We start from the raw sequence: 23,136 nt of genomic DNA on the forward strand, positions 1-23,136 counted from the left end.
GATACTATTTATTTAGTGAGATTCCCAGAGTGATAAGACTTCTCCCGATGACAGGCCTCCTGCCCGCTTGTTCCGGCCGTTTCACGCGCCGAAACTCGGGCACGGGAACCGGAGAAACGAATGTGTGTATCCAAGGTCCAAACAGCCGTTTAAATATCGGATAGACAGATGAACAGAATCGCCGTCGGAGGGACCGCGGCACTCAAGACCGACGGACCGATTGTGAGAGTATGGACTTCGCGGATCTCGCGACCGGGTGGGAGGTCTGGACGCAGGGCGAGACTCGGTGTGTGCTGGCATACCGCCCCGATATCTTCGACAGCAGCGATTTTCCCGCACCCTGTCTGCCGACCATCTACCTGACGAAAGGCCAGCGGGGCCGCCGTCCCGGACGCCACCAGCCCGCCCCTGGCGACCCCTGGCACGTAACGCTGTATCTGGAACCGGAAATCGAGGTCGATTCGGCGCGGTACGACGACCAGGAGGCAGCCGTCGACGGCGTCCGGGACCTCGCCACTCGGTTCGTCGACGGTGAGTTCGACCTCCGGAGCGTCTATCAACTGCCCCGTGAGACGTATCTAGACGAACTCGAATCGTTGGTGGCGCGGTGAGCGCGACCGAAGCCGGGTTTTAATTGACGGCCGCGAGTAGAACCCTGTATGACGACGGTCACGCTCATCGGGACCCGCCTCGCGGAGAAGGGGACCGAGTTCGTCTACCACGGGGAGGCCGACGCCTGCGAGGGCTGTCCGTATCGGGACCAGTGTCTCAACCTCGCCTCGGGCCAGAAGTACCGCGTGACCAGCGTTCGGGAGAACGCCTCGACGCTCGACTGTGCCGTTCACGATACGGGAGTCACTGCGGTCGAGGTTGAGCCCGCGCCGGTGCTCGCGAACGTCGACGCGCAGGGAGCCTACGCCGGGAGCAAGGCCGCCCTCGAAGGGCCATGTCCCCACACCGGCTGTCCGTCACACGAGTACTGTGAACCGGCGGGTGCGGAGTTCGACATCGAGTACCAGATCGGCGAGGTCGTCGGCGAGCCGCCGCACGATTACTGTATGCTCGACCGGGACTTGACGCTTGTAGAGTTCGTGCCACCGGCCGAGCAGGACTGAGCCTCAGGACTCGAGCGTCCCGACCCGATCCGCAGCGTAGCCGAACACGTCCTCGTAGCCGTAAGGCGACATCAAAACGGGATAGAAGTCGCTCTCTGCGACGTACTCCCGGTTGTCTGCCGTGGCGTAGGCCTGGCCGGACTGGACCCGTTGGAAGTTCGACGCGAACACGTCGTAGGCCTTGGCCGATTGTTTGGGTACGGAGTGTGTGAGCCGATAGACGGGCAACTCCTCGCGGTCCGGTGTCTCCTCGCCGGGCAGCGCGCCCGTGGCGGCGAGAAACTCCCGGGTCACCTGCACGGCGTTTTCGGCCGCGGTGTCCGAGCCCTGGAAGCCACACTCGACTTCGAGCAACCGCCGGGTCACCTCAAACAGTCGTCCTTCTTTGAAATCGCACGTCTCGACCACCGCGTCGGCGGACAGTTGGGGACAGATTCGACGCTCGTACTCGCGAACTTCGTCGACGAGGGCGAACAGCCCCCCGTATGACTGTGTGGAGTGCAGCGCGAGGATCTGACAGTCCGCCATCTCCAGCGAGAGTTCGTGAGCGAGACGGGACTCGTGGGTGTCTCCCTCGGGATTTCCCGGAAACGCGCGGTTGAGGTCCTCGTCGACGTACCGCACGTCTCGTTGCCGGGCCGCTTCGTTGGCGATGACGAACTTGACGGGGCGCTGAAACTCCACGTCTGCGGACAGCAACGTCTCGACGGCGTGGACACCACACGGCTCGTCGCCGTGAATGCCGCCGATGACCGCAATCTCTGCGGGACCGTCGCCGACGGTCTCGACTCGCATCGATTCACAGCAACCACCGACTGGTCTTAGTACCCACGAAACCGGGACGGGTCAGTCCTCCGGTGACTCGGCGTACGAAAAGTCCGGTTTCGTCACCTCGGGCCGACGGTCGTCGAGGTACACCTGCCACCCCTCGATGGCCGTGGGGTCGGTCAAGCCGTTCGTCAGCACCGTCCGCACGTCGAGCAGGTCGACGCCGTAGTACTCCTTCGGACGCTCTGAAAGTACTGGAGGGCAGTCCAAAAGAGCGACCGCATCCCGTCGTCGTCGCCGGACTGTGTCCGACTGCCAGAGGCGCTCCGCGCCTCGCTGTTCTCGAAATATGTTATTCGCACGTTGTCAGCAATTTCTCTTCCTCGTAGAGGGACTCACAGTAGCTTCCCTCAATCGGTGCAATCAGCGTGTTCGCGCTTGGTACTGGTAGTAATCGTACTCTGGTAGCTTATAAAAGACCGTGCCGTCTGATCCATTGTTACGTTTAACATAAAAATTAACTTTCAATCATGTCTACCAGCTATCGATGGCAACAAGCCGGATATCTAAGAGGTTTATACTGGTCAGCGAGGCGAATACCCCGACCCACCGTGGTCGGGGATGAAGCCGACAACTCGTGGTACAAACCATTAAGTGAACACATCGGTAACCAACAGACAGCGATGGAATACAGTCACCGCTACTGCGCCTACCCGACACAAGAGGTAGCGGACAGGCTGGAACACCATCTCGACGTTCATCGCCAACTCTACAACCACGTTCGCTGGGACTACGAGAACAGCCCCGAGGACGACAAACCGTCTGAGTACGACCAGAACAACAAGCTTCCCGAGTGGAAACAACGGTGGCCAGTGTTCAGCGAACTGCACTCAAAAGCCGCCCAAGCCACCGTTGCTCGTTTCCACCGCAACCTCTCGAACCTTCGCAAGAAGAAAGAGAACGGACACAAGGTCGGTCGCCTCAAACGGCAAGCACCCACCGAGTACCGAAGCGTGACGTACAACCAGTCTGGCTTCGACCTCGATGAAAAGAGGGGCCACGACAAGTGCGCATACGTCCGCTTCAGCAAGATCGGGTGGGTGAAAATCCGGTACTCCCGCTCGATTCCCGACCACGCCACCATCAAAGAAGTCACGTTCAAAAAGGAGCCGACTGGTGAGTGGTTCGTCTCCTTTCGGCTGGAAACCGACGACGTCGATCTCCCCGAAAAGCCCGACGTTGACTCGCTGGATGCGAGCAATTGCGTCGGGATTGACCTCGGTATCCGGAACTACGTCCACACCAGCGATGGCAAAACCGTGGATTGGATCGATCTCGAAGACGACTACGAGCGTCTGCGGCGCGAGCAACGCAGACTCTCGCGGAAAGACCACGGGAGTCGCAACTATGAGAGACAACGCCGGAAAGTCGCCAAAGTGAAGCGCCGGATTCGCCGCAAAGTGCTGGACTATCAGCACAAACTTACGACGTGGCTCGTCAACGAGTACGACGCCGTGTTCGTGGAAGATCTCGACGTAAAGGCGATGCTCCAGGGCGACGGCAACGCTCGCAACAAGCAGGATGCGGCATGGCGACAGTTCATCAACTTGCTCGACTACAAGGCCGACCTGTACGGCACGCACGTCGTACAGGTTGAACCTGCGGGAACAACGAAAGAGTGCGCCCGATGTGGTGTGGAAACCACGAAACCCATCTGGGTTCGGGAACACTCCTGTCCGAGTTGTGGGTTCGAGACGGACAGAGATGCGAACGCAGCGATGAACATCATCCAACGCGGCTTTGCTGAGTTAGGGCTGGGATGGCCCGAATCAACGCCTGTGGAGACTGTGACCGCTACGGACACGGATGCCATCCATGAAGTGTCTGCACGTCACGTCATCGAAACAGGAAGCCTGCCCTCGTGAGAGCAGGATTCCCCGCGCCACCGTGCGCGGGGTAACATTCAACTGACGAGGAGATGTCAGGAACGCCAGACCTGTCGACCCTCGCGTTCAAGACATCTGTTGCGGCGGTCGTGCTTCTCGTCGGCAGTTTTATCAGTGTTATATTAAATAGAGTCGCGCCATTGCTCCCCTACGGGGAGATACTCCCCCTCATCGGCGGCGCGACGTTTGTCCTCCCTCCTCTGGCCGCTGTCACCATCTGAGTCGCACTAATACTGTTTTATTTACCAGAGCAGATTCCGAACTGGGTAACATAGAGACTGTGCCTGCGACCTGTTGTGATCGATACGCGGCTTGTATTCAGCATGCGGTTCGTATCAGAGGTGAGGAACTTCAACGGAGCCGAATAGCCTCATTCAAGAGTTTCGGCGTGTTCGTAATCCTCCGGTCGGGCTTCCGGTCGCTCCCCGTCAAGTTCGATTTGCCACCCCTCTAATACGGCTGGATCGTTAAGCGCGTTTGTGAGCGTGGTTCTGACGGCGAGAACGTCGACCCCGTAGTAATCATTCGGAACACCGTGGAGGTACTGTAATGCCGTCTCGAAAAGGCTACGCATACCGTCGTCATTCTCGAAGTCGAAGTGCTTGTACGCGCCCGCCGCGACCTGTACCATTCCGTGAGCGAATGCGCTCTCGGTGGTTCCGCTCCCGTAATTATACCACTCTGATTCAAAACAGTCATGCGATTCGTGAAACGCGCCGGAATTGTATAGCCGGACGCCGTGAATCACCGCCCGCCGAAGGGTAGCGTGTTCCCACTCACCGGTTCCCGGGTTCCACCCGCTCGGGTTCCCTGAAATCGGTGGGCCTACCATGGGGTCCCGTGTGTAGTCGTTCATAGGCTAATTGCTGGCCGTTCGAACCCGGTTCCCTGACGGTATTTGTTGACACTCGGCCAAACATTCTCGAAGCAGTCGTGCGACTCGTGATACCCGCCGACGTTGTGGAGCCGAACGCCGTGGACCGTCGCGTGCCGGAGGGTTCCGTGCTCCCGCCTGTCGTCGGCTGGATTCCACCCCGTGAGTGACCCTCGAAGCGTCGGGCCGACCGAATCGTCGCGCGTGTGCTCGTCCATCGGATCGCTTTTGTACCGACACGTGTGTCAATCCGTCGGCTCGGTCCCCGCTCGTCACGGGTGCGGTCCGGACCGGTGAGTGCCAGGATAAAAACTCTTGACTAGTAGGTTATCGCCCGACAATCCGCCTACGAATTCGATTATACCGGTTACAACTGGAAATAAATCGAACTTCTTTGCTGGCGCTGGAGATGTGGAACCTCCGCTGTGGCTGCCCGGTTCCGTGGAATCTTTATATCGGCGAGAGCCGAATAGCAAATGTGTGCGAGGGTAGCCAAGCCTGGAAACGGCGGCGGACTCAAGATCCGCTCCCGTAGGGGTCCAAGGGTTCAAATCCCTTCCCTCGCACTGTTGGCCACTACGGCCCCTCGCAAAACAGTGCAGGAAGATCCGTTCGGAGCGATCTTCCCTCGCGAACTTCACACACGAACCGTGTCCGAGAGCCGCCGGCCCGACATCGGAGACAGGTAAAAAGAACCGGCTCTAGCCGGGACATTGTTAAATAGTGTGAGACAGGTTGTGTTCAGTAATTCATGAGACGTCGCACAGTACTTGCGACGGCTGGTGCGCTCCTCTCTGCTGGGTGTGGGGCAGTGCAAAACAGTGGGCGAGGTGAGGGACCGGGGCGAGGTGAGGGACCGGGGTCGCACATCCAGGGGTTTATGAATGACTCCGAGGAGTCGGATTTCAACTTCGGGAACATGAGCGACGAGCGGAACTTCTCTGCGGGGAACGTCGAGGACGTGGACTTCGAGTTCGACGAGAGCTCGTTCGAGGCCGATTTCGACTCGGGATTCGGCGAGAACGCGGGACCGACGCCGACACCCATCGAGACGGACCCCAGGGCGACCGACCTGATGACCGAGGCGATGGACGGCATCCGGCAGACGTACACGACGTACGTCAGCTACAAGGGACCCGATGCGGACCTGCTCGATGTGACCGCGAGCACGGAGTCGTTCCACGCACCGAAGCTCCGGACGATGGCACAGAACGCACGGAAACCGCTCGAAGAGGCGACGCAGTTCGCGCCCGAGGGGCAGAAAGATATTATCCTGTCGCTCGTACAAGTAACGGTGTTCCTCGAGGACCTGGCGCGGTTCCGGGCCGTGATGATCGACGCCTACGACGACGTAGTCTTCGCGATCGAACGGCTCTACGCCGAGAGTACGCTGCGGGCAGAGCAGACGACGAACCGTATCAACGAGCTACGCAGCGAGGCCCAGTCACTGGCCCGCCCGCTGAGAAACGAGATCGACGCCGAGGCTGTCTCGGTTTTCGAGCCGATCGGCGAGACGTACAACGAGAAGATGGGGCAGATTCGCTCGGAGGTGCGGGCGTTACGGGATATCCGGAGCGCAGTCAACAGCGGTGTGCGGGGTATCGAAGCGTTCCAGGACGGCGTACCGGCGTTCTACGAACAGAACTACGAACAGGCACGCAGAGCACTCAGCACTGCCAAATTCAGTTTCGGGACCGCGCGGACCACCCTCGAACTCGTCGACGAGTCGACCGGGATGCAGGAGAAGACGAGCGAAGCCGCTGCCGTCATGGGGGCGCTCGACTCCGCAGCGGATGCGTTGTACGAGGCCAGCGAAGCGAAAGTCGAAAACGAGTCACAGAAGACGTTCCTCGAACAGCGGCGAAAAGCGGAACGGGCGGCCGACTCGAACGACATCGCCTCGGAGATGCGGACCGCCAACCAGATCATCACCTAGTTGTTTGCGGGCGGCGACGGTACGGTATGGACGAGTGGACTCCCCTCGCCGCCCGCGCGGCCCGTGCCGGCGGGACCGTCGCAGACGCGCGATTCCGGTCGGACGTGCAGTTCGAAACCAAGGCACACAAGAACGACCTGGTGAGCGATGCCGACGCCGACGCGCAGGGACGAGTCGTCGCACTACTGGCGAGCGAGAGTGACGCACCGGTCGTCGGTGAGGAGGCGGCGGCGCCGTCGGCGGTCCCGGCGGATGGCCCCGCCTGGATCGTCGACCCCATCGACGGGACGGCCAACTATCTCCGGGGTCTGCGCCAGTGGGCGACGAGTGTGGCCCGCGTCGAGGACGGCGAACCGGTGGCCGCGGCGACGGTCATGCCTGCGACGAACGACGAGTACCTCGCTGGCGACCAGACGCGACTGAACGGCGACCCGGCCTCGGTCAGTGACCGGTCCGACCCGGAGACGTTCGCGGTCGCGGCGCTGGGATGGGGGCAACACGGGAAACGCGACGCATACGCCGCCCTCACCGACGGTATCGTGCGAACGTGTGGCGACATGCGGCGGTTCGGGAGCATGCAGTCGGCGCTCGCGTTCGTCGCCAGCGGCGGTCTCGACGCGGCGGTCGCGACGCGGCGGCCCAACCCCTGGGACTCCGTCGCCGGCGCTCACATGATCCGTGCGGCCGGCGGAACCGTCACGGACGTGTTCGGCGAGCGCTGGCGACACGACAGCCAGGGGCTGGTCGCCTCGAACGGACGGGCCCACGAGCGCCTGGTCGAACTGGCCCGAGACGTGGTCGAGCGCGATACCGAGTGAGTGCGATCGGCGGCAACGCCGCCGGAGACGGACGTGTTCGCCTGTCGCACAGGACCGGAAACCTGAAACGCGCGGCTCGCGGGGTGTCGACTATGCAGGTGACCGAGCAGATCGACGCCAGGCGCGCCTGGACCGTGGGCGCTCTGGCCGGGGTCGCGGCGCTGATCCTCGGCTCGCTAGCGTTCTACGATGCGGTCTACCGCGGGTTCGTCTGGCAGTACTTCTGGGGGCCGGTCTACGCCGACGCGAACAACGCAGTGTGCGCCGTCCACAGCGGTGGCGCATCGGAACTCGTGTACGACCAACTCGCGTGTCAGCAGGCCACGACGGCCGGACGAATCGTCGCCGAGCCGGGATACACGCTCGTCTCCGAGGTCGGGTACATGATCGTCCTGTTATTCGGGCTGGTGGGGGTCCTCCAGTTACTCCGCAACCTCGACGTGGGGCGGGACCGCGGCATGTTCTTCTCGCTGGTCCCGTTCATGCTGTTCGGCGGTGCTCTGCGTGTCGTCGAAGACGCCAACGACGCCGTGCCCGAAGGCGCGACCCAAGCCATCGCGTACCCCTGGAACACGCTGATAATCAGTCCGATCATCTACTTCACCGTGTTTTTCGTGACGCTCGCCTCCCTCCTGGTGACCCTCCGGCTCCGAAATGAGGGGTACGTCGAGACCTACGTCAGACCGATGGCGGCCGTCGGGAGCGCCGTCTTCCTCCTGTCCTTCGGCTATCTCGTCGCCCTCGCGCTCACCGCCGACTACGTCGAATTCTACCCACAGGTCCTCCTGAGCGTGGTCGCCATCGCGACGCTGCTGGCGGGTGGCCTCTACCTCGGTGTCGACCGGCTCAGTCCCAGAATCAACGCCGGCACCGGACTGATCGGGTTGGTGGTACTGTGGGGGCACGCAATCGACGGTGTCGCAAACGTCATTGCAGCAGACTGGCTCGGCGCGCTCGGCGTCAACGCCATCTACAGTCCGAAACATCCCGCGAACGCGTTCATCATCAACACCGCAGAGACGGTCCTGCCGACGTCGGTCCTGACCGCACTGGGGTCGTCCTGGCCGTTCCTGTTGGTAAAACTGGTCGTCGCGCTGTCGGTCGTCTGGATCTTCGACCGAGAAATATTCGACGAGAGTCCGCGGTACGCCCTGCTCCTGTTGACCGCAATCGTTGCGGTCGGATTGGGGCCCGGAACCCGGGACATGATTCGCGCGACGTTCGGCATCTAACGCTTCTGCAGGGCAGATTCCGGATAGTACCGACCGCCGCAGTGCTGACACACTGCCACGGTCGCCGTTCCACCCGCGTCGTCGATCTGTCGTCGGACGAGCGCGTGACCACAGTCTGCACGCGGGAGGTCGAACTCCGATGTCATTGGAAACGGGCCACCGCCGGAGGATATTGACGGGTCCGCGAGCAACCCCGTGTTTACGTTCCGCACACTTCAAAATAAAGTTACCTCTCCCTACGGATAGGGGTGGTGGTCCCTGTCGAGGCGTGGCTCGAAGCCCATGCTTTGAGGGACCGTCTCGGCGCGCTCGCCGAAGTACGGGGAATCGAAGAAAAGCGGCTGGGCGCTCGGAACGACCGCTCGAACCGTCTCGAACCCCAACGCGTCCACGTCGCGAGTCGTGAGTCGCGAGGCGTACACGTCCAGGTCTGCGTCACGGAGGCGAGACACGACAGCGTCGAGGTGGTCTCGCCCGGTCGGGAGGTCTGTGGGGCCGACCTGTGCTGCGGGGACGCTGCTGGAGACGGCGAGATACGTCTGGGCCTCGCCCGGAAAGTCGGCGAAGTGGCCGATAGCACCGCTCTCGTCGGCCGCGTCCGCTGCTCCCATTCCACGCAGTTCGAGCCAGTTCTGGAGGGCTTCGGCGAGCGCCGAGCGCGCGGCCAGTGCCGGGTCGAGGTGTGCCGAGAGGCCGACGGCAAACCGGGGCCACTCCTCCCGGTGGACCGCGGCCGCGACGACGGGAACATCCACGTCCTGCGTGAGCAGGAGGGGGACCACGTCGAGTCCTTCGGACGTGGCTCGGCGGCGCAGGGTGCCGAACGTCTCGTCTTCGACAGAGAGGGCCAGCGGGTCGAACGTCGAGTACCAGGACAGCATCGCGGCGTCGCGCTCGACGATCTCATACAGGCCCGACAGGAGCGCCTCCACAGCCCCGTTGCCGAGTCCCAGCCCCGTCGTCACGGCGGGGCGGAACCGTTCGGCGGGTGGCGGGAAGTGGACGAACTCCGCGGGGAGCCACACGTCACCGTCGGTGTCGAGGTTCCGGCCCGGCACCCACTCGACCTCGGTGTGTTCGTCGGCGGCCGTCCAGTCGTCGCCGTCGGCACAGACGAACGTCGATGGCGGGACCGCATCGTCGATGTCGGCGGCCGTCCCCGTCTCGAACTCGGCGGTCCGGTAGACGCCGGCGCTGTACCGCTCGTACCCCTCGCCGAGAGCTTTCATGAACGCCGCGTTCCAGTCGGCGGCGACGCCGGCCGCCTGTCGTGGCGCTGTCGCGTCGCTGAACTCGCTCGTATTGGCGACGTTTGCGAGGTAGTACGGTGTCGGGAACGACTCGGCCTCGCCCACCTCGGCGACGACGCCGACACGCTCGTCGAGACCCCGCTCTGCGCGGGCCAGCGACGCCTCCAGGTCGCGCTCTACGTGGTCGTCGTCCAAAGCCCGGTCGCGTTCGACGGCACAGATACAGTCCGGAACGGGGAGGAACTGTCGCTGGGTACGTGGAACTTCGATCACGCCGCCGATGATCGACGAGCGCTCGCCAGCGACGAGTTTCGCGGCTTCGCGGCCGGCGATGGAGCCGGCGAACCGTGCCGTCCCGGCGTCGGGTGCGGCCTGTGGCTCCTGATCGGGGTCGGCGTTCGAGCGCACCCGGGACTGGAGACAGCGGTAACAGGCGGTCCCGGGACCGAACCCGGACACAGCGGCCTCGACGACGGGGTAGCCGCCGACGCCGCCGACCTCGACCGCGAGCCAGGGAACGCCCGACTCGCGGGCGCGCTCGTCGACGGTCTCGAAGGCCACGTCGCCAGCCTGTCCGACCACGACCGCGAGGTCGGCACCGCCGACGACCGTCGGATCGAGGTCCGTGACCTGCGCGTCGACATCTCCGAGTGCGGCGGCAACCGCCTCGCGTGCCGGTCCCGAACCGACGAGAGCGACTGTCATTGGTTGCCGAACGCGACCGGGAGTGAAAAAAGCGCAGGCCTCAACTCGACAGCAGGCTCTGGGCCACGTTTGCCAACTGATCCGAGTCGGCGTCTTCGAGTCGGTCGTCACCAAGCATCAGCCTGAGACGCGGCCGACCCACGTCGATGGGGACTTTTTCGGTGTCGATCAGGCCCATGTCCTCGAGTTTGGTCTTGGTCCGGGAGAACGTCGCCTTGGAGGCGAGGCCGATGTCCTCGCCCCACTTGCTGATGTCGTACAGCAACTCGCCGTTTTTCGCGGCAACGAGGAGGCTGATTGTTACCTCGTCGAGGCCATCTCCGTTGCCGCGTGCGGTCTGAAGAGAGGCGAGCACCTCGTCGAAGTCCGTCGCCGTGGTCTCGCTGATGTCCGACGACAGCGTCTCCCGGACCTCGGTCAGCGGCGGCGTCCGGAGGCCGAATTCGTCGGCACCGTCCCAGACACCGTCGTAGCGTTCACGCGCGCTCTCGACGAACTCGCCGTCGTCCGTCGTCAGCCCAGCCACCGTGTCGCCGGCCGTGACGATAGCGACGACATCGTCGTCGGTGACGAACAGGGCGTTCTCCGGCGGACTCTCGACCGTCCGGACCGATAACACGTCGTCGGCGACCAGGTTCGCCGCCCGGCTCGCGATGATGAAGTCGTCCATCACGTCTTTGAGCGGCCGCTCGGCCGCCAACAGTCGAACACCGGGCGGGGACTCCAGCGTACTCATTACCGATACCAGCTCTTCGACCGTCTCCCGCGATGGGGTCACGAGATACGATTCGGTGGGGGCAGTCGACAGCTCGGTCCGCAGTAGGTCCGTGATGCCGTCCGCAAGCAGGTTCTGGCTCATCGTACTATGACTGTATATATCACACTACGGTATTTAATTTTATCGTTGATAACGAGTTGAATTACACGCGTAACAACTATACATCTGAGTTTCGAGACGGCTAATTATATCTCTTTGGTCTGAATATCAAATATGAATGTTGAATCAACAACCGTTCAATTAAATCGCCGGCAGACCCACCGGTCGGCGGAATCCCAAAACTCGTCGAAACGTTTCGTCAGTGAGAACAATCAGCGGTCCAGGTCGAGTTCCGCGGCGAGGCCGTCCGACCAGCGGAATTCGCTATCGTAGATAATCGGGAGTTGTGTCTCCGACAGCACGTCGACCAGTTCCCCCGGTTCGAGGACGGTTTCGGTTGCTGTCCCGTGGTACGCCGATTTCTCGGCGAAGGCCGGTTGGAAGCAGTCCCCGATCCGGCGGCCCGTCAGCGCTTCGTAGGACAGGCGGAAGCGACTGTCTTCGCGTTCGAGCCAGCAGACGACCGGGCTGTCCGGCGTCGGCGCGAGCGTGTAGGTCCCGTCCCCGACGACGGCGTAGTCTTTCCCCATCATGATGCGCCGGCGCGACAACTGCATCGCAGGTTCGAGCCCGAATCCGTGGACCAGCAGGCGCGCGAAAGCAGTGCCGACCTTCGCCGCCTGCCGGTCCAGCACCTTCGTCAGGGTGACCGCGCCGCCGACGCTGCCCCGTTCGATCAACTCGAGCCCCTCGTGGTAGGAGCCACAGGCGTTGAGAAAGAACGTGCGCGTCTGACAGTCGTCCAGTGACGCCACGGTGAACCGCCCGTCGGGACACTCCAATCCGTCGGCGTCGCAGTGGCCGATGTAGTGGACGAAGTCGTTGGGCGAGGCGAACACGTCCGCGAGCTCCGCGCTGGTGAGATGCTCCTCGATGTCGACCGACAGCGGCAGGTCCGCCGACCGCTCCTCGTAGATGTCCGCGACCGCCGCGTGTTCGTCGTACATCTCCTCGTCGTTCAGTACGACGGTCACCGACAGCGGCGTCCCCCGCCGGTCCTGGTACCGTCGCCGGTTCTCGTAGGCCTTCGGTGAGGACTTGAACGCGTCGATAGGTGCGCCGCCGGCCAGCCAGGCGTGGATTCGTCCGGCCCGAAGCTCCGGGTCCACACGGTCGACCGAGGCTACCGAGCGCTGACTGGTGTGACTACCGGACCGATAGAAGTCGTCGAGCGTCCGCTCGAGCAGTTCCGTCCCCCGCAACTCCGAGGCCTCGGGCAGATAAACCAGACTCAACGCGTCCAACAGGTACGGGAGCGACCGGGTGTTCTCTATCTCCGGTGCGGCGTACGTCGAGAAGTGCCACTCTGGCAGGGACTCGTCGAGGTCGGGCCCCCTGACACAGAAGTACCGCGCCAGCCGCTGGGCCGGCGTCTGGTTCCGCAGTTTTGCCGGGTCGAGACCGAACTGGTCCAGCAACGCGTCGCGATGAGCTGGGGATTCCCCCTCCAGGTCCCGGACCAGCGTATCGTAGAAGAACACCTGTCTGAGCAGGCGCGCGACGCCGTGCTGGAAGGTCGGTAGTTCCCGGAACCGACACTCTACGTCCGTCTCCGGCGCGAGCAGTTCCGGTGTCGCCTCGGCCTCGACGGTCACGTCCGCGCCCAGGTAATATGCCAGCGGTGCCCCGACGAACAGGTACTCCAGACTCGGCGGCAGTGTCAGTTCGATCCCAGTTTCGGGTGTCGCCGCCGCCACCGCGTCGGGAATCGACCGCTCGTCGCCCACTTCGACGACCGGTGGATGGTCCCGCATCGACGGATGGGACCGGGCCGGCCCAGTTGTCCTGAGCGCCGCTGACAGGTAACTGATCGCGTCCGCGACCCCGGCCGGTGTCGGTGGAACGGTGACCGTCGCCGGGTCCTCCGAGCGTTCCCTGAATCCGAGTGTCACCGGCCGCGACTCCCCGAGACCGACGACGACCTGATTTTCGACTCGACGGACGAACGCCGGTCCCTCGAACCGACAGTACAGTTCGATGCCCGCCTCGCCACGTGCACCGGGCCTGCTGGACACGCCCACTGACGGTCGACAGTTGAGCAGGAACTGCCCCCTGTCCAGCGCCACCGGCTCACCCAAGTCGTACCGTCGCCTCCCGGACGCGTCGGTCAACGTCACGTTCTCAACGGGGACACGCAGTTCGGAGAGACTCCCGGTCACGCAGTCCTCGACCGGTTGGACCATCTCCGGGCCGGACTCGCTGTCCTCCCAATCGACGGTCCGAACCGTCACCTCTCCTGCACCCCCGATGGCTCTAACCCCCCCATTGGCCGCCACCCAAGCCATCATGCTACGTTCACTCGCACGTACTACTCACGCATTATTTTTCGGACGGGGTATGACCGGGTTTTTAAATAACCCACGATTGACGGCAGTTCTTTGCGAGGATGGTGTCAGCGGTGAAAACTCCGGCCAGGAAGGGTAGATTATTGACGCACCAGACCCGAACCACGTGTATGAGTTATGAGCACGTCCGGGACGTCGACCCGGCGGCTGCGGATGCACTCGAAGGCGAAGTGCGGCGGCAAAACGATACGTTGGCGATGATCGCGAGCGAGAACCACGTCAGCGAGGCGGTGCTCGAAGCCCAGGGTAGCGCGCTCACGAACAAGTACGCCGAGGGGTACCCAGGCGAGCGCTACTACGCGGGCTGTGAGTACGCCGACGAGATCGAGGAACTCGCCATCGAACGGGCCACGGAACTGTGGGGCGCCGAACACGTCAACGTCCAGCCTCACTCGGGTACACAGGCCAACCAGGGCGTCTACTACGCGATGCTGGAGCCCGGAGACAAGATTCTCTCGTTGGAACTCGAACACGGCGGCCACCTCTCACACGGCCACCCGGCGAACTTCACCGGCGAACTCTACGAGGTCGAACAGTACGAAGTCGACCCCGAGACCGGCTACATCGACTACGAGGCACTCCAGACGCACGCGGAGGAGTTCGACCCCGACATCATCGTCTCGGGCTACTCCGCGTACCCGCGCGAGGTCGACTTCGAGGCCATTCAGGAGGCGGCCGACGCCGCCGACGCGTACCACCTCGCCGACATCGCACACATCACCGGCCTCGTCGCCGCTGGTGTCCACCAGAACCCCGTCGGGACCGTCGACTTCGTCACCGGTTCGACGCACAAGACGATCCGTGCAGGCCGCGGCGGCATCATCATGTGTGACGAGGAGTACGCCGACGACATCGACCCCGCAGTGTTCCCAGGCAGTCAGGGCGGCCCCCTGATGCACAACGTCGCCGGAAAGGCCGTCGGCTTCAACGAAGCGCTCCAACCCGAGTTCGAGGCCTACGCCGAACAGACGGTCCAGAACGCGAAGGCGCTCGCCGACCAGCTCCGGAAGCGAGGGCTCTCGCTGGTCTCGGGCGGCACCGATAACCACCTCGTGCTCGTGGACCTCCGCGACTCGCACCCCGACACGACCGGTAAAAACGCCGAGGAGGCGCTCGAAGATGTCGGTATCGTCCTCAACGCCAACACCGTCCCGGGCGAGACGCGCTCGGCGTTCAATCCCTCGGGCATCCGCGCGGGCACGCCCGCGCTGACGACCCGTGGCTTCGACGAGTCGACGTGCCGTGCGGTCGCGGACATCATCGCCGACGTGGTCGACGGCTACGACGACGAGGACGTCAAGGCCGAGGCCGCAGAGCGCGTCCGGAACCTGACCGACGCCTACCCGCTGTACGAGTAGCGCGACGCGACGGTCCTGGACCGAATACAGCGTTTTTCCGTCCCGTCCCTCGACCGCACAGCCGTCGATACATCCGCCAGACGAAGCAGGACCTCGAACTGTCGCAGCACCTGGCGCTTTCATGAACGGTCTCAGTTCCGGTCGTCCGCTCGGCCGGCACGAACGGGCTACGCTTTTTACCCCAGTCGTCGTAGCGTCGGTCGATGACTGGTGACACGCCGCTCTCGCGCCGTCGGCTGCTCGCCAGCGGCGCACTGGCACTCACGGGTGCCTTCGCCGGTTGCGCCGACGACGAGACCGGCGACGCGGATGGGTCAACCGGTGCGACTGGCGCGACAGACTCGCCGGCCGACCTGGACCGCCAGGAGGCGAACGTCGTCGGAACCGGCGTCACGGTCCGGGACGGCGACTATCGCTTCGACGTGACGCTTCACCACGACGACGCGGGCGAGGACGGCTACGCGAACTGGTGGCAGGTTGAACGACTCGACGGTACGCGACTGGGTCGGCGCGACCTCTCACATCCACACAGCGAGCAGCCGTTCACCCGCTCGGCGACGATCAGTGTGCCAGAGAGCGTCGATTGCGTCGTCGTCCGCGGCCACGACCAGACGCACGGCTACGGCGGGCAGGCGATGGTCGTGACTCCCGACTCGGGTGCGACTCGTGCCGTCTCACAGGGGAGCGACCCCCGCTCGTCCGAAGGGATGGACTGTCCTTGATCGGTCCGGGCGTTTTCGAGACGTTCAAGAGTCGCCCCACCGCCTGTTCAGCTATGACCGACATCATCGACGGTAACGCCGTCGCACAGGACGTTCGCGACGGACTGGGCGACGCCATCGACACACTCGCCGACGCCGGGACGACTCCGACGCTCGCCACGGTGCTGATGAGCGACGACCCCGCGAGTCAGACCTACGTCTCGATGAAACAAGACGACTGCGAGGAGGTCGGCATCGAGGCCAGAGACGTCGAACTCGACCCGGAGACCCCCGCGACGGAACTGTTCGACACCATCGACGAGTTGAACGCCGATCCCGAGGTGAACGGTATCCTCGTCCAGATGCCCGTGCCGGCTCACGTCGACGACCGCGAGGTCCTCCGGCGACTCGACCCGCTGAAAGACGTTGACGGGTTCCACCCCGAGAACGTCGGCCGCCTCGTCGCAGGCAACGCCCGCTACAAACCCTGTACGCCCCACGGGATCCAGAAACTGCTGGTCGACGCTGGCGTCGAGACCGAAGGAGCCGATGCCGTGGTGGTCGGACGCTCGGATATCGTCGGCAAACCGATGGCGAACCTCCTGCTCCAGAAGGCCGAGGGCGGCAACGCAACCGTGACAGTCTGTCACTCCCGGACCGAGGACCTGAAAGCGCGTACCCGTCGGGCCGACATCGTCATCGCGGCGGCGGGCGTCCCGGAGATGATCGACGGCGACATGCTCGACGAGGGCGCGACTGTCGTCGACGTGGGAATCAACCGCGTGGACGCCGACACGGAGAAAGGCTACGAACTGGTCGGCGACGTAGCGTACGAAAGTGCGAAGCCGGTCGCCGGCGCGATCACACCCGTCCCCGGCGGTGTCGGGCCGATGACGCGTGCGATGCTGCTCTGGAACACGGTCAAAGCCGCGGGTCTTCAGACCGACACCGACGTCTCTCTTCCCTGAGAGCGACGATGACTGCCAGCGAACCGACCTTCGCCGACCTGGCCGCCCGGGATGGTGTCGCCGAGCGCCACAAGGTCGAGCGGGTCGACGCCGACCGCTTCGCCGACCTGCAACCGAAAGTCGGCCCGATGACGTGGGCCGTCGGTGCCGTCGTCACCGACGACGCGGGCCGGGTGTTGCTGGTCCGGGAGGACGGCGAGTGGCTCGCGCCCGGCGGGGAGGTCGAACCCGGCGAGACCCACGAGGAAGCACTGGTCCGCGAGGTCGAGGAAGAGACCGGCGTGTCCGTCAGCGTCGGCGACCTCCTCGCGGTCACCGAGGTCGCATTCGACCGCGGCGACGACAGACTCGTCTTCCAGTTCGCACACTACAGGGCCACGCCGGAGACGACCGAACTCACGAACGATCCGGGTGTGGACGGCGAAGCAATCGAAGCCGTCGAGTGGCTCGCGGAGGTCCCAGCGAACACGGTCGACCGCGAGGTCGTGACGGGCGCGCGGTGACGAGCGGAACCGGTCTGCCCGGAATCCGGCGTGGACGACACCAGTCCGCCGGTGGCGCCACAGCGGACCGACAGAACGGACCTGCCGGCACAGTCGGTGGCCGTGCTGCGTGCACGGTTTCCACGTCGGTGCCGGCGGCGACCCGCCGAGTAGCGTCGGGACGTGAGAGGCCACACGACCTGTGCCCGTACGCGCACAGGTATAGCAGTGGTCGGTCGTGACTCCTGGGCCGGAATCTGGGTGAAGTTTAACCACTCGGGGAACGAACCTACCATACTCAGACACCCGCATGGCGGAGACGTTTTACAGCGCGCTCGGTGTCGAGTCCGACGCCGACGCCGATGCGATTCGGGACGCCTACCGGGCCCAGGTCAAGGAGACCCACCCGGACGTGAGTGACGACGCCGACGCCGCGGACACGTTCAAGCGCCTCACCGCCGCCCGTAACGTGCTGGTCGACGAAGGGAGCCGCCGCCGATACGACCGCGTCGGGCACACTGTCTACGTGCGTGACCATCTCGACAGTTCCGTCTGGTCGGTCGAAACGAGCGGACCGGGCCCGAACGGCCACGGAGCCGCCGACACGGGAGCCGGCACCGGCAGCGATTCGACTGGTGGGACAGGTTCGTCTGGGCGAGGCAACACCGACGGGGACCCGAACGCCGAGAACTACCAGCGTTACCGGTCCAGCCACGCCGAAGCCAGCGAGAGTGGAAACCGTCGGGACCGCCGGACAGGACGGACGAACCGGTCGAGACGGACGGACCGGTCGGGGCGAACCAGTACCGGCGACACTGCCAGCGGTGGGACCGATACCGGCAACGCGGACACGAGTGACGCTAGCACCGCTGGGACCGGAACGGACGAGTACGGCACGTGGTCGACGGATGCAGGACAGGACTGGGCGTTTTCGGACTCGTCGTCGACGTCGACGGCCACTGGGGGCCACAGCGCGGACCCCCGCGACCGAGCGCGGACCGACGGCTGGCAGGCGGCGCACGCGTCGACGAACAGGTACACGCCGTCGGGGTACGAACCAACGGCGGCGACCAGCGACGTCGGTGTCGCGTCACTCCGGGACGTGCTCCGACAGGTCGGTCCCTGGCTGGTGTTTCACTTCGTGTTCCTGATCAGCGCGTTCGTCACCATCTGGCTGATCATGTCGTGGATTCCGTCGATACCGACGATGCTCATCTCGCTTCTGCTGCTCGGGACGACGGTTTTTTTCTCGATTCTCCACATGGTCTCGCAGGTGTACTCCTAATCGGCCTCGAGTCCGTCGGCGATACGCGTGGCCTCGACAACGCTCACCTCTCCGTTTTCCGTCCAGTCGAGCTCGTTGTAAACCGTGCAGTTGCGGCACTGGTCGCTGAACACGTCCGTCTCCGTCGTGACGTTGCGTCTCTCACACACCTGACAGTGCCAGACCTTCGTCGCCCCCCAAATGAACTCCGAACCCATACCCACAACGTCCATCGCTACGAGCAAAACTCTACGGCAGACACGCGTCTGACGCCCTCGTCGTATAAACACACGGACCGTTCGTGCATAATTCATCTCGAATATCGCGTGGTCTGAAAGGGTGGCACAATGGGACGTGGGGACGAGTGGACGCAGGTCACGAGACGGACGTATCTGCGTACAGTGGGCACAGCAACGGCAGCGGCGGTCGGGTTCGGGACGACAGCGACCGGGACAGCGACCGCGTTCGAGGGCCTGTACGCCGGCCGCGTGACGACACGCGGACAGTTCATTGCACAGCTACTGCTCGGTGTCGATTACACGGCGGAAAACGACCGCACGAATTACCGGACCAGCGGGACGATTCCAGGACTGACAGACGACGCCTCACCGTCGGAACTGGTCGTCTTCGTCCACCGGTACGACGAGGGTCTCGAAGCCGCGTTGAACCGCTTCCTGGCTTCAACGAGGGACTCCGGTCGGCGGGCTACGACGAGACTCTGGCCGGGTACGACCGGGACGCCGATGATGGACGCTGGGAACAGACCGTCACTATCGCGGACCGGAACGCGGACAAACTCGGGACGTTCGTCCGAGACTACCAGGAAGCCAGACCCGACACCGACATCAGACTGGTCGCGCACGGTGGCGGGGCAAAAGACCGTCGCGGAGTGTCTGGAGTTCTTCATGGACCGCGAGTACGACACCACAGTCACATCCGTCGATTTCCTCGGCGGCGCTATCGACAGCGACTCGGTAGCCACCGACGGGCAGTACGGACAGGCCATCGTGGACCACTGTGAGACCTGCCGCAATACAAGACCGACGACGAGTTCCTCGGCTGGACCTACGCCTGGAAGGAGTGGAACAAGGCCGTCGGCGACACCGGTGTGGAGAGCGAGGCCCCCGACAACTACGAGGAGTACGACGTTCACGATAGCTTCCCGCTGGCCGACGACGGCTGCGTCTCGAGCCTAGTGGACAACTGGGCGTGACGCGGCCGGCGTTCAGTCCCGTCCCGTCCCGTCGCTAACGTGGGCCCCTCCCGGTGCGTCGACCACAGAGACTCTCGAACTGTATCACGAGTGACCGCTCGGGGCAGGATTCCGACAACCGTTTTTCGTTGGCCGGGAAACAGTATGTATGAACGTCCGGGAGATTTCGGAGTTGCGGCCCGACGAGCGGGCGGCACTGTTCGAGCGCGACGCCGGTATCGGCGCGGTTCGCGACGACGTGCGCGAGATTGTCAATCGTGTCCACGAGGAAGGTGACGCGGCGATCCGCGAGTACAGCGAGGAGTTCGACGATGTGTCGGTTGGCAACCTCGACGTGACCGACGCCGCCGAGCGCGCCGTCGACGAGATAGACGACGGCGTGCGCACGGCCATCGAGGACGCCGCCGCCAACGTCCGCGCGTTCCACGAACGGCAGATTCCCGAGGACTGGCGCGACGACTTCGACGGTCGGGAACTCGGGCAGCGATTCACGCCCGTCGAACGCGCCGGCGCCTACGTCCCTGGAGGGACTGCCGCCTACCCCTCCAGCGCGCTGATGGGCGTCATCCCCGCGACCGTCGCCGGAGTCGAACACGTCGCCGTCGCGACGCCGCCTGCGGAGGAGTTGAATCCAGTTACTCTCGCGGCTATCGAGATTGCCGGCGCGGACGCCGTCTACCAGGTCGGCGGCGCACAGGGAATCGCCGCGCTCGCCCACGGCACCGAGACGGTCGACCGCGTGCAGACGGTCGTCGGCCCCGGCAACCGATGGGTGACGGCCGCGAAGGCCGAGGTGCGGGGGGACGTGGAAATCGACTTCCTCGCCGGCCCCAGCGAGGTGGCTGTGCTGGCCGACGAGACAGCCGACCCCGAACTCGTCGCCGCCGACCTCGTGGCGCAGGCCGAACACGACACGCACGCCTCCGTCGTCGCAGTTACCGACGATCCGGACCTGGCAGCGGCGGTTGCCGGAGCCGTCGAGGCACAGGTCCCCGGTCGCGAGCGCGAGGAGACGATCCGCAGTGCGCTCGACAACGACGAGAGCGGCGTGTTCCTCGCGCGCTCGATGAGCGAAGCGGTACTGTTCGTCGAGGAGTACGCGGCCGAACACCTGGCCATCGTCGCCGACGAGGACGAGGGCCTGCTCGACCGCATCGACAGCGCCGGAAGCGTCTTTCTCGGCCCGCACTCCCCGGTTGCGGCCGGCGACTACGCCAGCGGCCCCAATCACGTCCTCCCGACCGGTGGCGGCGCGCGCCGGTACGGTGGACTCTCCGTTGATACGTTTATGCGCTCGACGACCGTCCAGCGCCTCGACGACGACACACTCGACGACCTCTCGGACACGATCACGACGCTCGCGGAGGCCGAGGGACTCGAAGCGCACGCAGAGAGCGTCCGGAAGCGCTCCGAAGACTGAGTGGCCACGTGGACGGTGGAGACGGCTCCGCCATCGAACTGCGTGGCGCGAGCCACGGAATGGCAACACAATTAACACCGTTCGCATAGTATCATGGCTCATGAGCGGAACGACTGCGGCCGCCGAAACAGAAATCGAGGTCAGCGAGGTAGCCGCGGAAGAGGCAGTCCGACTGCTACAGAGCGAGGGCATGGACACGGACGTAGCCGGGTTGCGTTTGTTCGTTCAGCAGGGTGGCTGTGCCGGCCTCTCCTACGGGATGCGGTTCGACTACGAACCCGAAGACGAGGATACGGTCTTCGAACACCACGGCCTGCGTGTGTTCGTGGACGAGGCCAGCATGAACTACATCGAGGGTAGCGTGCTGGACTTCGAGGACGGACTGCAGGGTGAAGGGTTCCACGTCGAGAACCCAAACGTCGTCTCCGAGTGTGGCTGTGGCGAGAGCTTCCGAACCTAGTCGGCCAGCTCGAACGCAACCGCCACCTCGGCCTGATACTCGCGGTTCTCCGCGGTGGCAACCTCGACTCCCATCTCCTCTACCTCGACCCAACAGACGTCGTCGAGGGTGTTCTCCGCGCGGTCGACCGCATCGTCGACCGCGTCGTCGAAGCTCTCCGAACTCGTACCGATCAGCGTTATTTTCTTGAAAACCATGGTAGTCGTTCCCAACGACGCACATTGTTCGTCGCTGGCCCTGTTAAAACTTGGCACGCCCTAGTGTTTTTCAGACGAACCGCGACCAGCCCTGTTCGTGCGCTGACGACCGACCGGCACGGCCGGAGTGGGAGTGCGATCCACCGTGTCGGAACCTGCGGGGATCGCCTGTTCGATATCGGCTCCGGCCGTGGCTCAGACGACGCCGTTCGCTCGGAGTTCGTCGAGCGTCGCCTCGTCGAGTCCTTAGCTCCTCGCGGTAGACCGCAGCGTTGTGTTCTCCGTGCCGTGGGCCGAGGTGGTCGACGGAACCGGGCGTCCGCGAGAACTTCGGATGTGTGTTTTGCGTTCTGGTCGTCCGCGACGATGTCGCTCACGTCGCAGACGGGAGCCACGACAGCATCGCCCGCGCGCCGGTCCGGGATGGCCTCGTCGGTGGACCGCTCGGTGGTCCAGGGGGCGATGTACTCGTCGAGTTCGTCGGCGTGGTTGACGCGGTTGCTGTTGTCGGAAAACCGTGGGTCGTCGACCAGCTCCGGGCGGCCGATGATGTCGGCGAGATTCTCGAAGATCGACTGGGCCGACGCCGAAAGAGCGACGTGGCCGTTGGCCGTCTCGTAGACGTTCCGCGGCGCGGCACTGGCGCGGTGGGTGCCCAGTCGCTCGGAGACTGCACCCTGCTTGTCGTACGGTTCCACCTCGCCCGGGAACACCCGGAACAGTGACTCCAGCACGCTCACGTCGATTACTGTCCGTCGCCGCTCCCGGTTACGTCACGCTCGAACAGCGCCAGCAGGAGCCCCTGTACGGCGGTCTGGCCGGCGACCATGTCCGCGAGGCTTAGGTGGCAAGAGTGGTTCGCGGTCCGGGTAGCCGTTGAGGTGAGCGAAGCGGGACACCGCCTCGGCAGCGGTGCCGAACCGGGTTCGTTCGCCTTCGGGCCGGTCTGTCCGTACCCGGAGATACGGACGAGAATCAGTTCGTCGCTTGTCTCGTGGAGGCGCTCGGGGCCGAGGTCCCACCTTCGAGCGCTCCCGGCCGGAAGCTCTCGGCGACGGCGTCGGCACCGGCGACCAGTTCCGGCGCCAGCGCGTCCCTCGTCCGTGCCGAGGTCGCTCGTGACACAGCGTTTGTTCCGAGCGAGTGACTTCCGCCAGAGGCTCGTGCCGTCTTGTTCGGGCGGCCAGTTCCGGATCGGGTCGGGGCT

The 23,136-nt window shown here is 64.2% G+C and carries 24 protein-coding genes and 1 tRNA gene; 14 read left to right on the top strand and 11 right to left on the bottom strand.

What is annotated here, in order from left to right:
• Nucleotides 1-230: 230 nt before the first annotated feature.
• Together Q0964_RS00555 and Q0964_RS00560 are read left to right on the top strand one after the other, a co-directional pair.
• Nucleotides 231-611: a DUF5820 family protein gene (locus Q0964_RS00555; RefSeq protein ID WP_299262295.1), complete on the top strand. Its 381-nt coding sequence runs from the start codon at nt 231-233 to the stop codon at nt 609-611.
• Between the two features lie 48 nt (nt 612-659).
• Entirely contained in the window at nt 660-1,115 is a 456-nt protein-coding gene (locus tag Q0964_RS00560; protein WP_299262297.1) for a UPF0179 family protein, read from the top strand.
• Between the two features lie 3 nt (nt 1,116-1,118).
• Here the strand turns inward: Q0964_RS00560 and Q0964_RS00565 are convergent, their stop codons facing one another.
• The gene (locus tag Q0964_RS00565; RefSeq protein ID WP_299262299.1) at nt 1,119-1,910 is read right to left on the bottom strand and encodes a M14 family metallopeptidase; all 792 of its coding nucleotides are present in this window, start codon (nt 1,908-1,910) and stop codon (nt 1,119-1,121) included.
• A gap of 51 nt (nt 1,911-1,961) precedes the next feature.
• A complete protein-coding gene (locus Q0964_RS00570) occupies nt 1,962-2,153 on the bottom strand; it encodes a hypothetical protein (RefSeq protein ID WP_349254411.1) in 192 nt (63 codons plus the stop codon).
• Nucleotides 2,154-2,566: 413 nt separating this feature from the next.
• Here Q0964_RS00570 and Q0964_RS00575 point away from each other — a divergent pair, with 413 nt between their 5' ends.
• The gene (locus Q0964_RS00575; protein WP_299262300.1) at nt 2,567-3,808 is read left to right on the top strand and encodes an RNA-guided endonuclease InsQ/TnpB family protein; all 1,242 of its coding nucleotides are present in this window, start codon (nt 2,567-2,569) and stop codon (nt 3,806-3,808) included.
• A 391-nt stretch (nt 3,809-4,199) separates the two neighbouring features.
• Here Q0964_RS00575 and Q0964_RS00580 read toward each other — a convergent pair whose 3' ends face one another.
• A complete protein-coding gene (locus Q0964_RS00580) occupies nt 4,200-4,685 on the bottom strand; it encodes a DUF309 domain-containing protein (RefSeq protein WP_299262301.1) in 486 nt (161 codons plus the stop codon).
• 500 nt (nt 4,686-5,185) lie between these two features.
• On the opposite strand from Q0964_RS00580, the gene Q0964_RS00590 reads away from it, so the two are divergent.
• The 4 genes from Q0964_RS00590 to Q0964_RS00605 all read left to right on the top strand — a co-directional run bounded on the left by Q0964_RS00590 (nt 5,186) and on the right by Q0964_RS00605 (nt 8,689).
• Nucleotides 5,186-5,269 (top strand) — tRNA-Leu (locus Q0964_RS00590).
• Between the two features lie 314 nt (nt 5,270-5,583).
• Nucleotides 5,584-6,639, top strand: a complete 1,056-nt coding sequence (locus Q0964_RS00595) for a hypothetical protein (protein WP_299262302.1) — start codon at nt 5,584-5,586, stop codon at nt 6,637-6,639.
• Between the two features lie 26 nt (nt 6,640-6,665).
• A complete protein-coding gene (locus tag Q0964_RS00600; RefSeq protein WP_299262305.1) occupies nt 6,666-7,457 on the top strand; it encodes an inositol monophosphatase family protein in 792 nt (263 codons plus the stop codon).
• A gap of 92 nt (nt 7,458-7,549) precedes the next feature.
• Nucleotides 7,550-8,689 (top strand): DUF63 family protein, encoded by a 1,140-nt coding sequence (locus tag Q0964_RS00605; RefSeq protein WP_299262307.1) that lies wholly within the window; start codon nt 7,550-7,552, stop codon nt 8,687-8,689.
• Here the strand turns inward: Q0964_RS00605 and Q0964_RS00610 are convergent.
• From Q0964_RS00610 to Q0964_RS00625, 4 genes are all read right to left on the bottom strand, one after another.
• Nucleotides 8,686-8,835, bottom strand: a complete 150-nt coding sequence (locus Q0964_RS00610) for a hypothetical protein (RefSeq protein ID WP_299262309.1) — start codon at nt 8,833-8,835, stop codon at nt 8,686-8,688. The genes Q0964_RS00605 and Q0964_RS00610 overlap by 4 nt on opposite strands.
• A 90-nt stretch (nt 8,836-8,925) precedes the next feature.
• Entirely contained in the window at nt 8,926-10,644 is a 1,719-nt protein-coding gene (locus Q0964_RS00615; protein WP_299262311.1) for a YcaO-like family protein, read from the bottom strand.
• Nucleotides 10,645-10,684: 40 nt separating this feature from the next.
• On the bottom strand, nt 10,685-11,503 hold the full coding sequence (tbsP, locus tag Q0964_RS00620; RefSeq protein WP_299262313.1) for a transcriptional regulator TbsP: 819 nt from the start codon (nt 11,501-11,503) through the stop codon (nt 10,685-10,687).
• 230 nt (nt 11,504-11,733) lie between these two features.
• On the bottom strand, nt 11,734-13,809 hold the full coding sequence (locus tag Q0964_RS00625; protein WP_299262315.1) for a hypothetical protein: 2,076 nt from the start codon (nt 13,807-13,809) through the stop codon (nt 11,734-11,736).
• Nucleotides 13,810-13,976: 167 nt separating this feature from the next.
• On the opposite strand from Q0964_RS00625, the gene glyA reads away from it, so the two are divergent.
• From glyA to Q0964_RS00650, 5 genes are all read left to right on the top strand, one after another.
• Nucleotides 13,977-15,224: a serine hydroxymethyltransferase gene (gene glyA / locus Q0964_RS00630; RefSeq protein ID WP_299262317.1), complete on the top strand. Its 1,248-nt coding sequence runs from the start codon at nt 13,977-13,979 to the stop codon at nt 15,222-15,224.
• Nucleotides 15,225-15,427: 203 nt separating this feature from the next.
• The gene (locus Q0964_RS00635) at nt 15,428-15,946 is read left to right on the top strand and encodes a hypothetical protein (RefSeq protein ID WP_299262319.1); all 519 of its coding nucleotides are present in this window, start codon (nt 15,428-15,430) and stop codon (nt 15,944-15,946) included.
• Nucleotides 15,947-15,999: 53 nt separating this feature from the next.
• Nucleotides 16,000-16,893, top strand: coding sequence for a bifunctional methylenetetrahydrofolate dehydrogenase/methenyltetrahydrofolate cyclohydrolase (locus tag Q0964_RS00640; protein WP_299262321.1), 894 nt, complete (start codon nt 16,000-16,002; stop codon nt 16,891-16,893).
• Between the two features lie 8 nt (nt 16,894-16,901).
• Nucleotides 16,902-17,396 (top strand): NUDIX domain-containing protein, encoded by a 495-nt coding sequence (locus Q0964_RS00645; RefSeq protein ID WP_299262324.1) that lies wholly within the window; start codon nt 16,902-16,904, stop codon nt 17,394-17,396.
• A gap of 289 nt (nt 17,397-17,685) precedes the next feature.
• The gene (locus tag Q0964_RS00650) at nt 17,686-18,660 is read left to right on the top strand and encodes a J domain-containing protein (protein WP_299262326.1); all 975 of its coding nucleotides are present in this window, start codon (nt 17,686-17,688) and stop codon (nt 18,658-18,660) included.
• Here the strand turns inward: Q0964_RS00650 and Q0964_RS00655 are convergent.
• Nucleotides 18,657-18,857, bottom strand: a complete 201-nt coding sequence (locus tag Q0964_RS00655) for a hypothetical protein (protein WP_299262328.1) — start codon at nt 18,855-18,857, stop codon at nt 18,657-18,659. The genes Q0964_RS00650 and Q0964_RS00655 overlap by 4 nt on opposite strands.
• 1,143 nt (nt 18,858-20,000) lie before the next feature.
• Between Q0964_RS00655 and hisD the strand changes: the two genes are divergently transcribed.
• Complete coding sequence (gene hisD / locus Q0964_RS00660) at nt 20,001-21,272, top strand: histidinol dehydrogenase (protein ID WP_299262329.1); 1,272 nt, start codon at nt 20,001-20,003, stop codon at nt 21,270-21,272.
• A 100-nt stretch (nt 21,273-21,372) separates the two neighbouring features.
• Nucleotides 21,373-21,732, top strand: coding sequence for a HesB/IscA family protein (locus Q0964_RS00665; RefSeq protein ID WP_299262331.1), 360 nt, complete (start codon nt 21,373-21,375; stop codon nt 21,730-21,732).
• Here Q0964_RS00665 and Q0964_RS00670 read toward each other — a convergent pair.
• The 3 genes from Q0964_RS00670 to Q0964_RS00680 all read right to left on the bottom strand — a co-directional run.
• Complete coding sequence (locus Q0964_RS00670) at nt 21,729-21,929, bottom strand: dodecin (protein ID WP_299262337.1); 201 nt, start codon at nt 21,927-21,929, stop codon at nt 21,729-21,731. The two genes, Q0964_RS00665 and Q0964_RS00670, sit on opposite strands and share 4 nt — an antisense overlap.
• Nucleotides 21,911-22,669, bottom strand: a complete 759-nt coding sequence (locus Q0964_RS18250; RefSeq protein ID WP_349254412.1) for a CoA transferase — start codon at nt 22,667-22,669, stop codon at nt 21,911-21,913. Before Q0964_RS18250 ends, Q0964_RS00670 begins: the two co-directional genes overlap by 19 nt.
• A 5-nt stretch (nt 22,670-22,674) precedes the next feature.
• On the bottom strand, nt 22,675-23,136 hold a 462-nt coding region (locus tag Q0964_RS00680), incomplete at its 5' end, for a CoA transferase (protein WP_299262335.1).

It is taken from the genome of Halorientalis sp. (genome assembly GCF_028275115.1).
Classification (GTDB): Archaea; Halobacteriota; Halobacteria; order Halobacteriales; family Haloarculaceae; genus Halorientalis.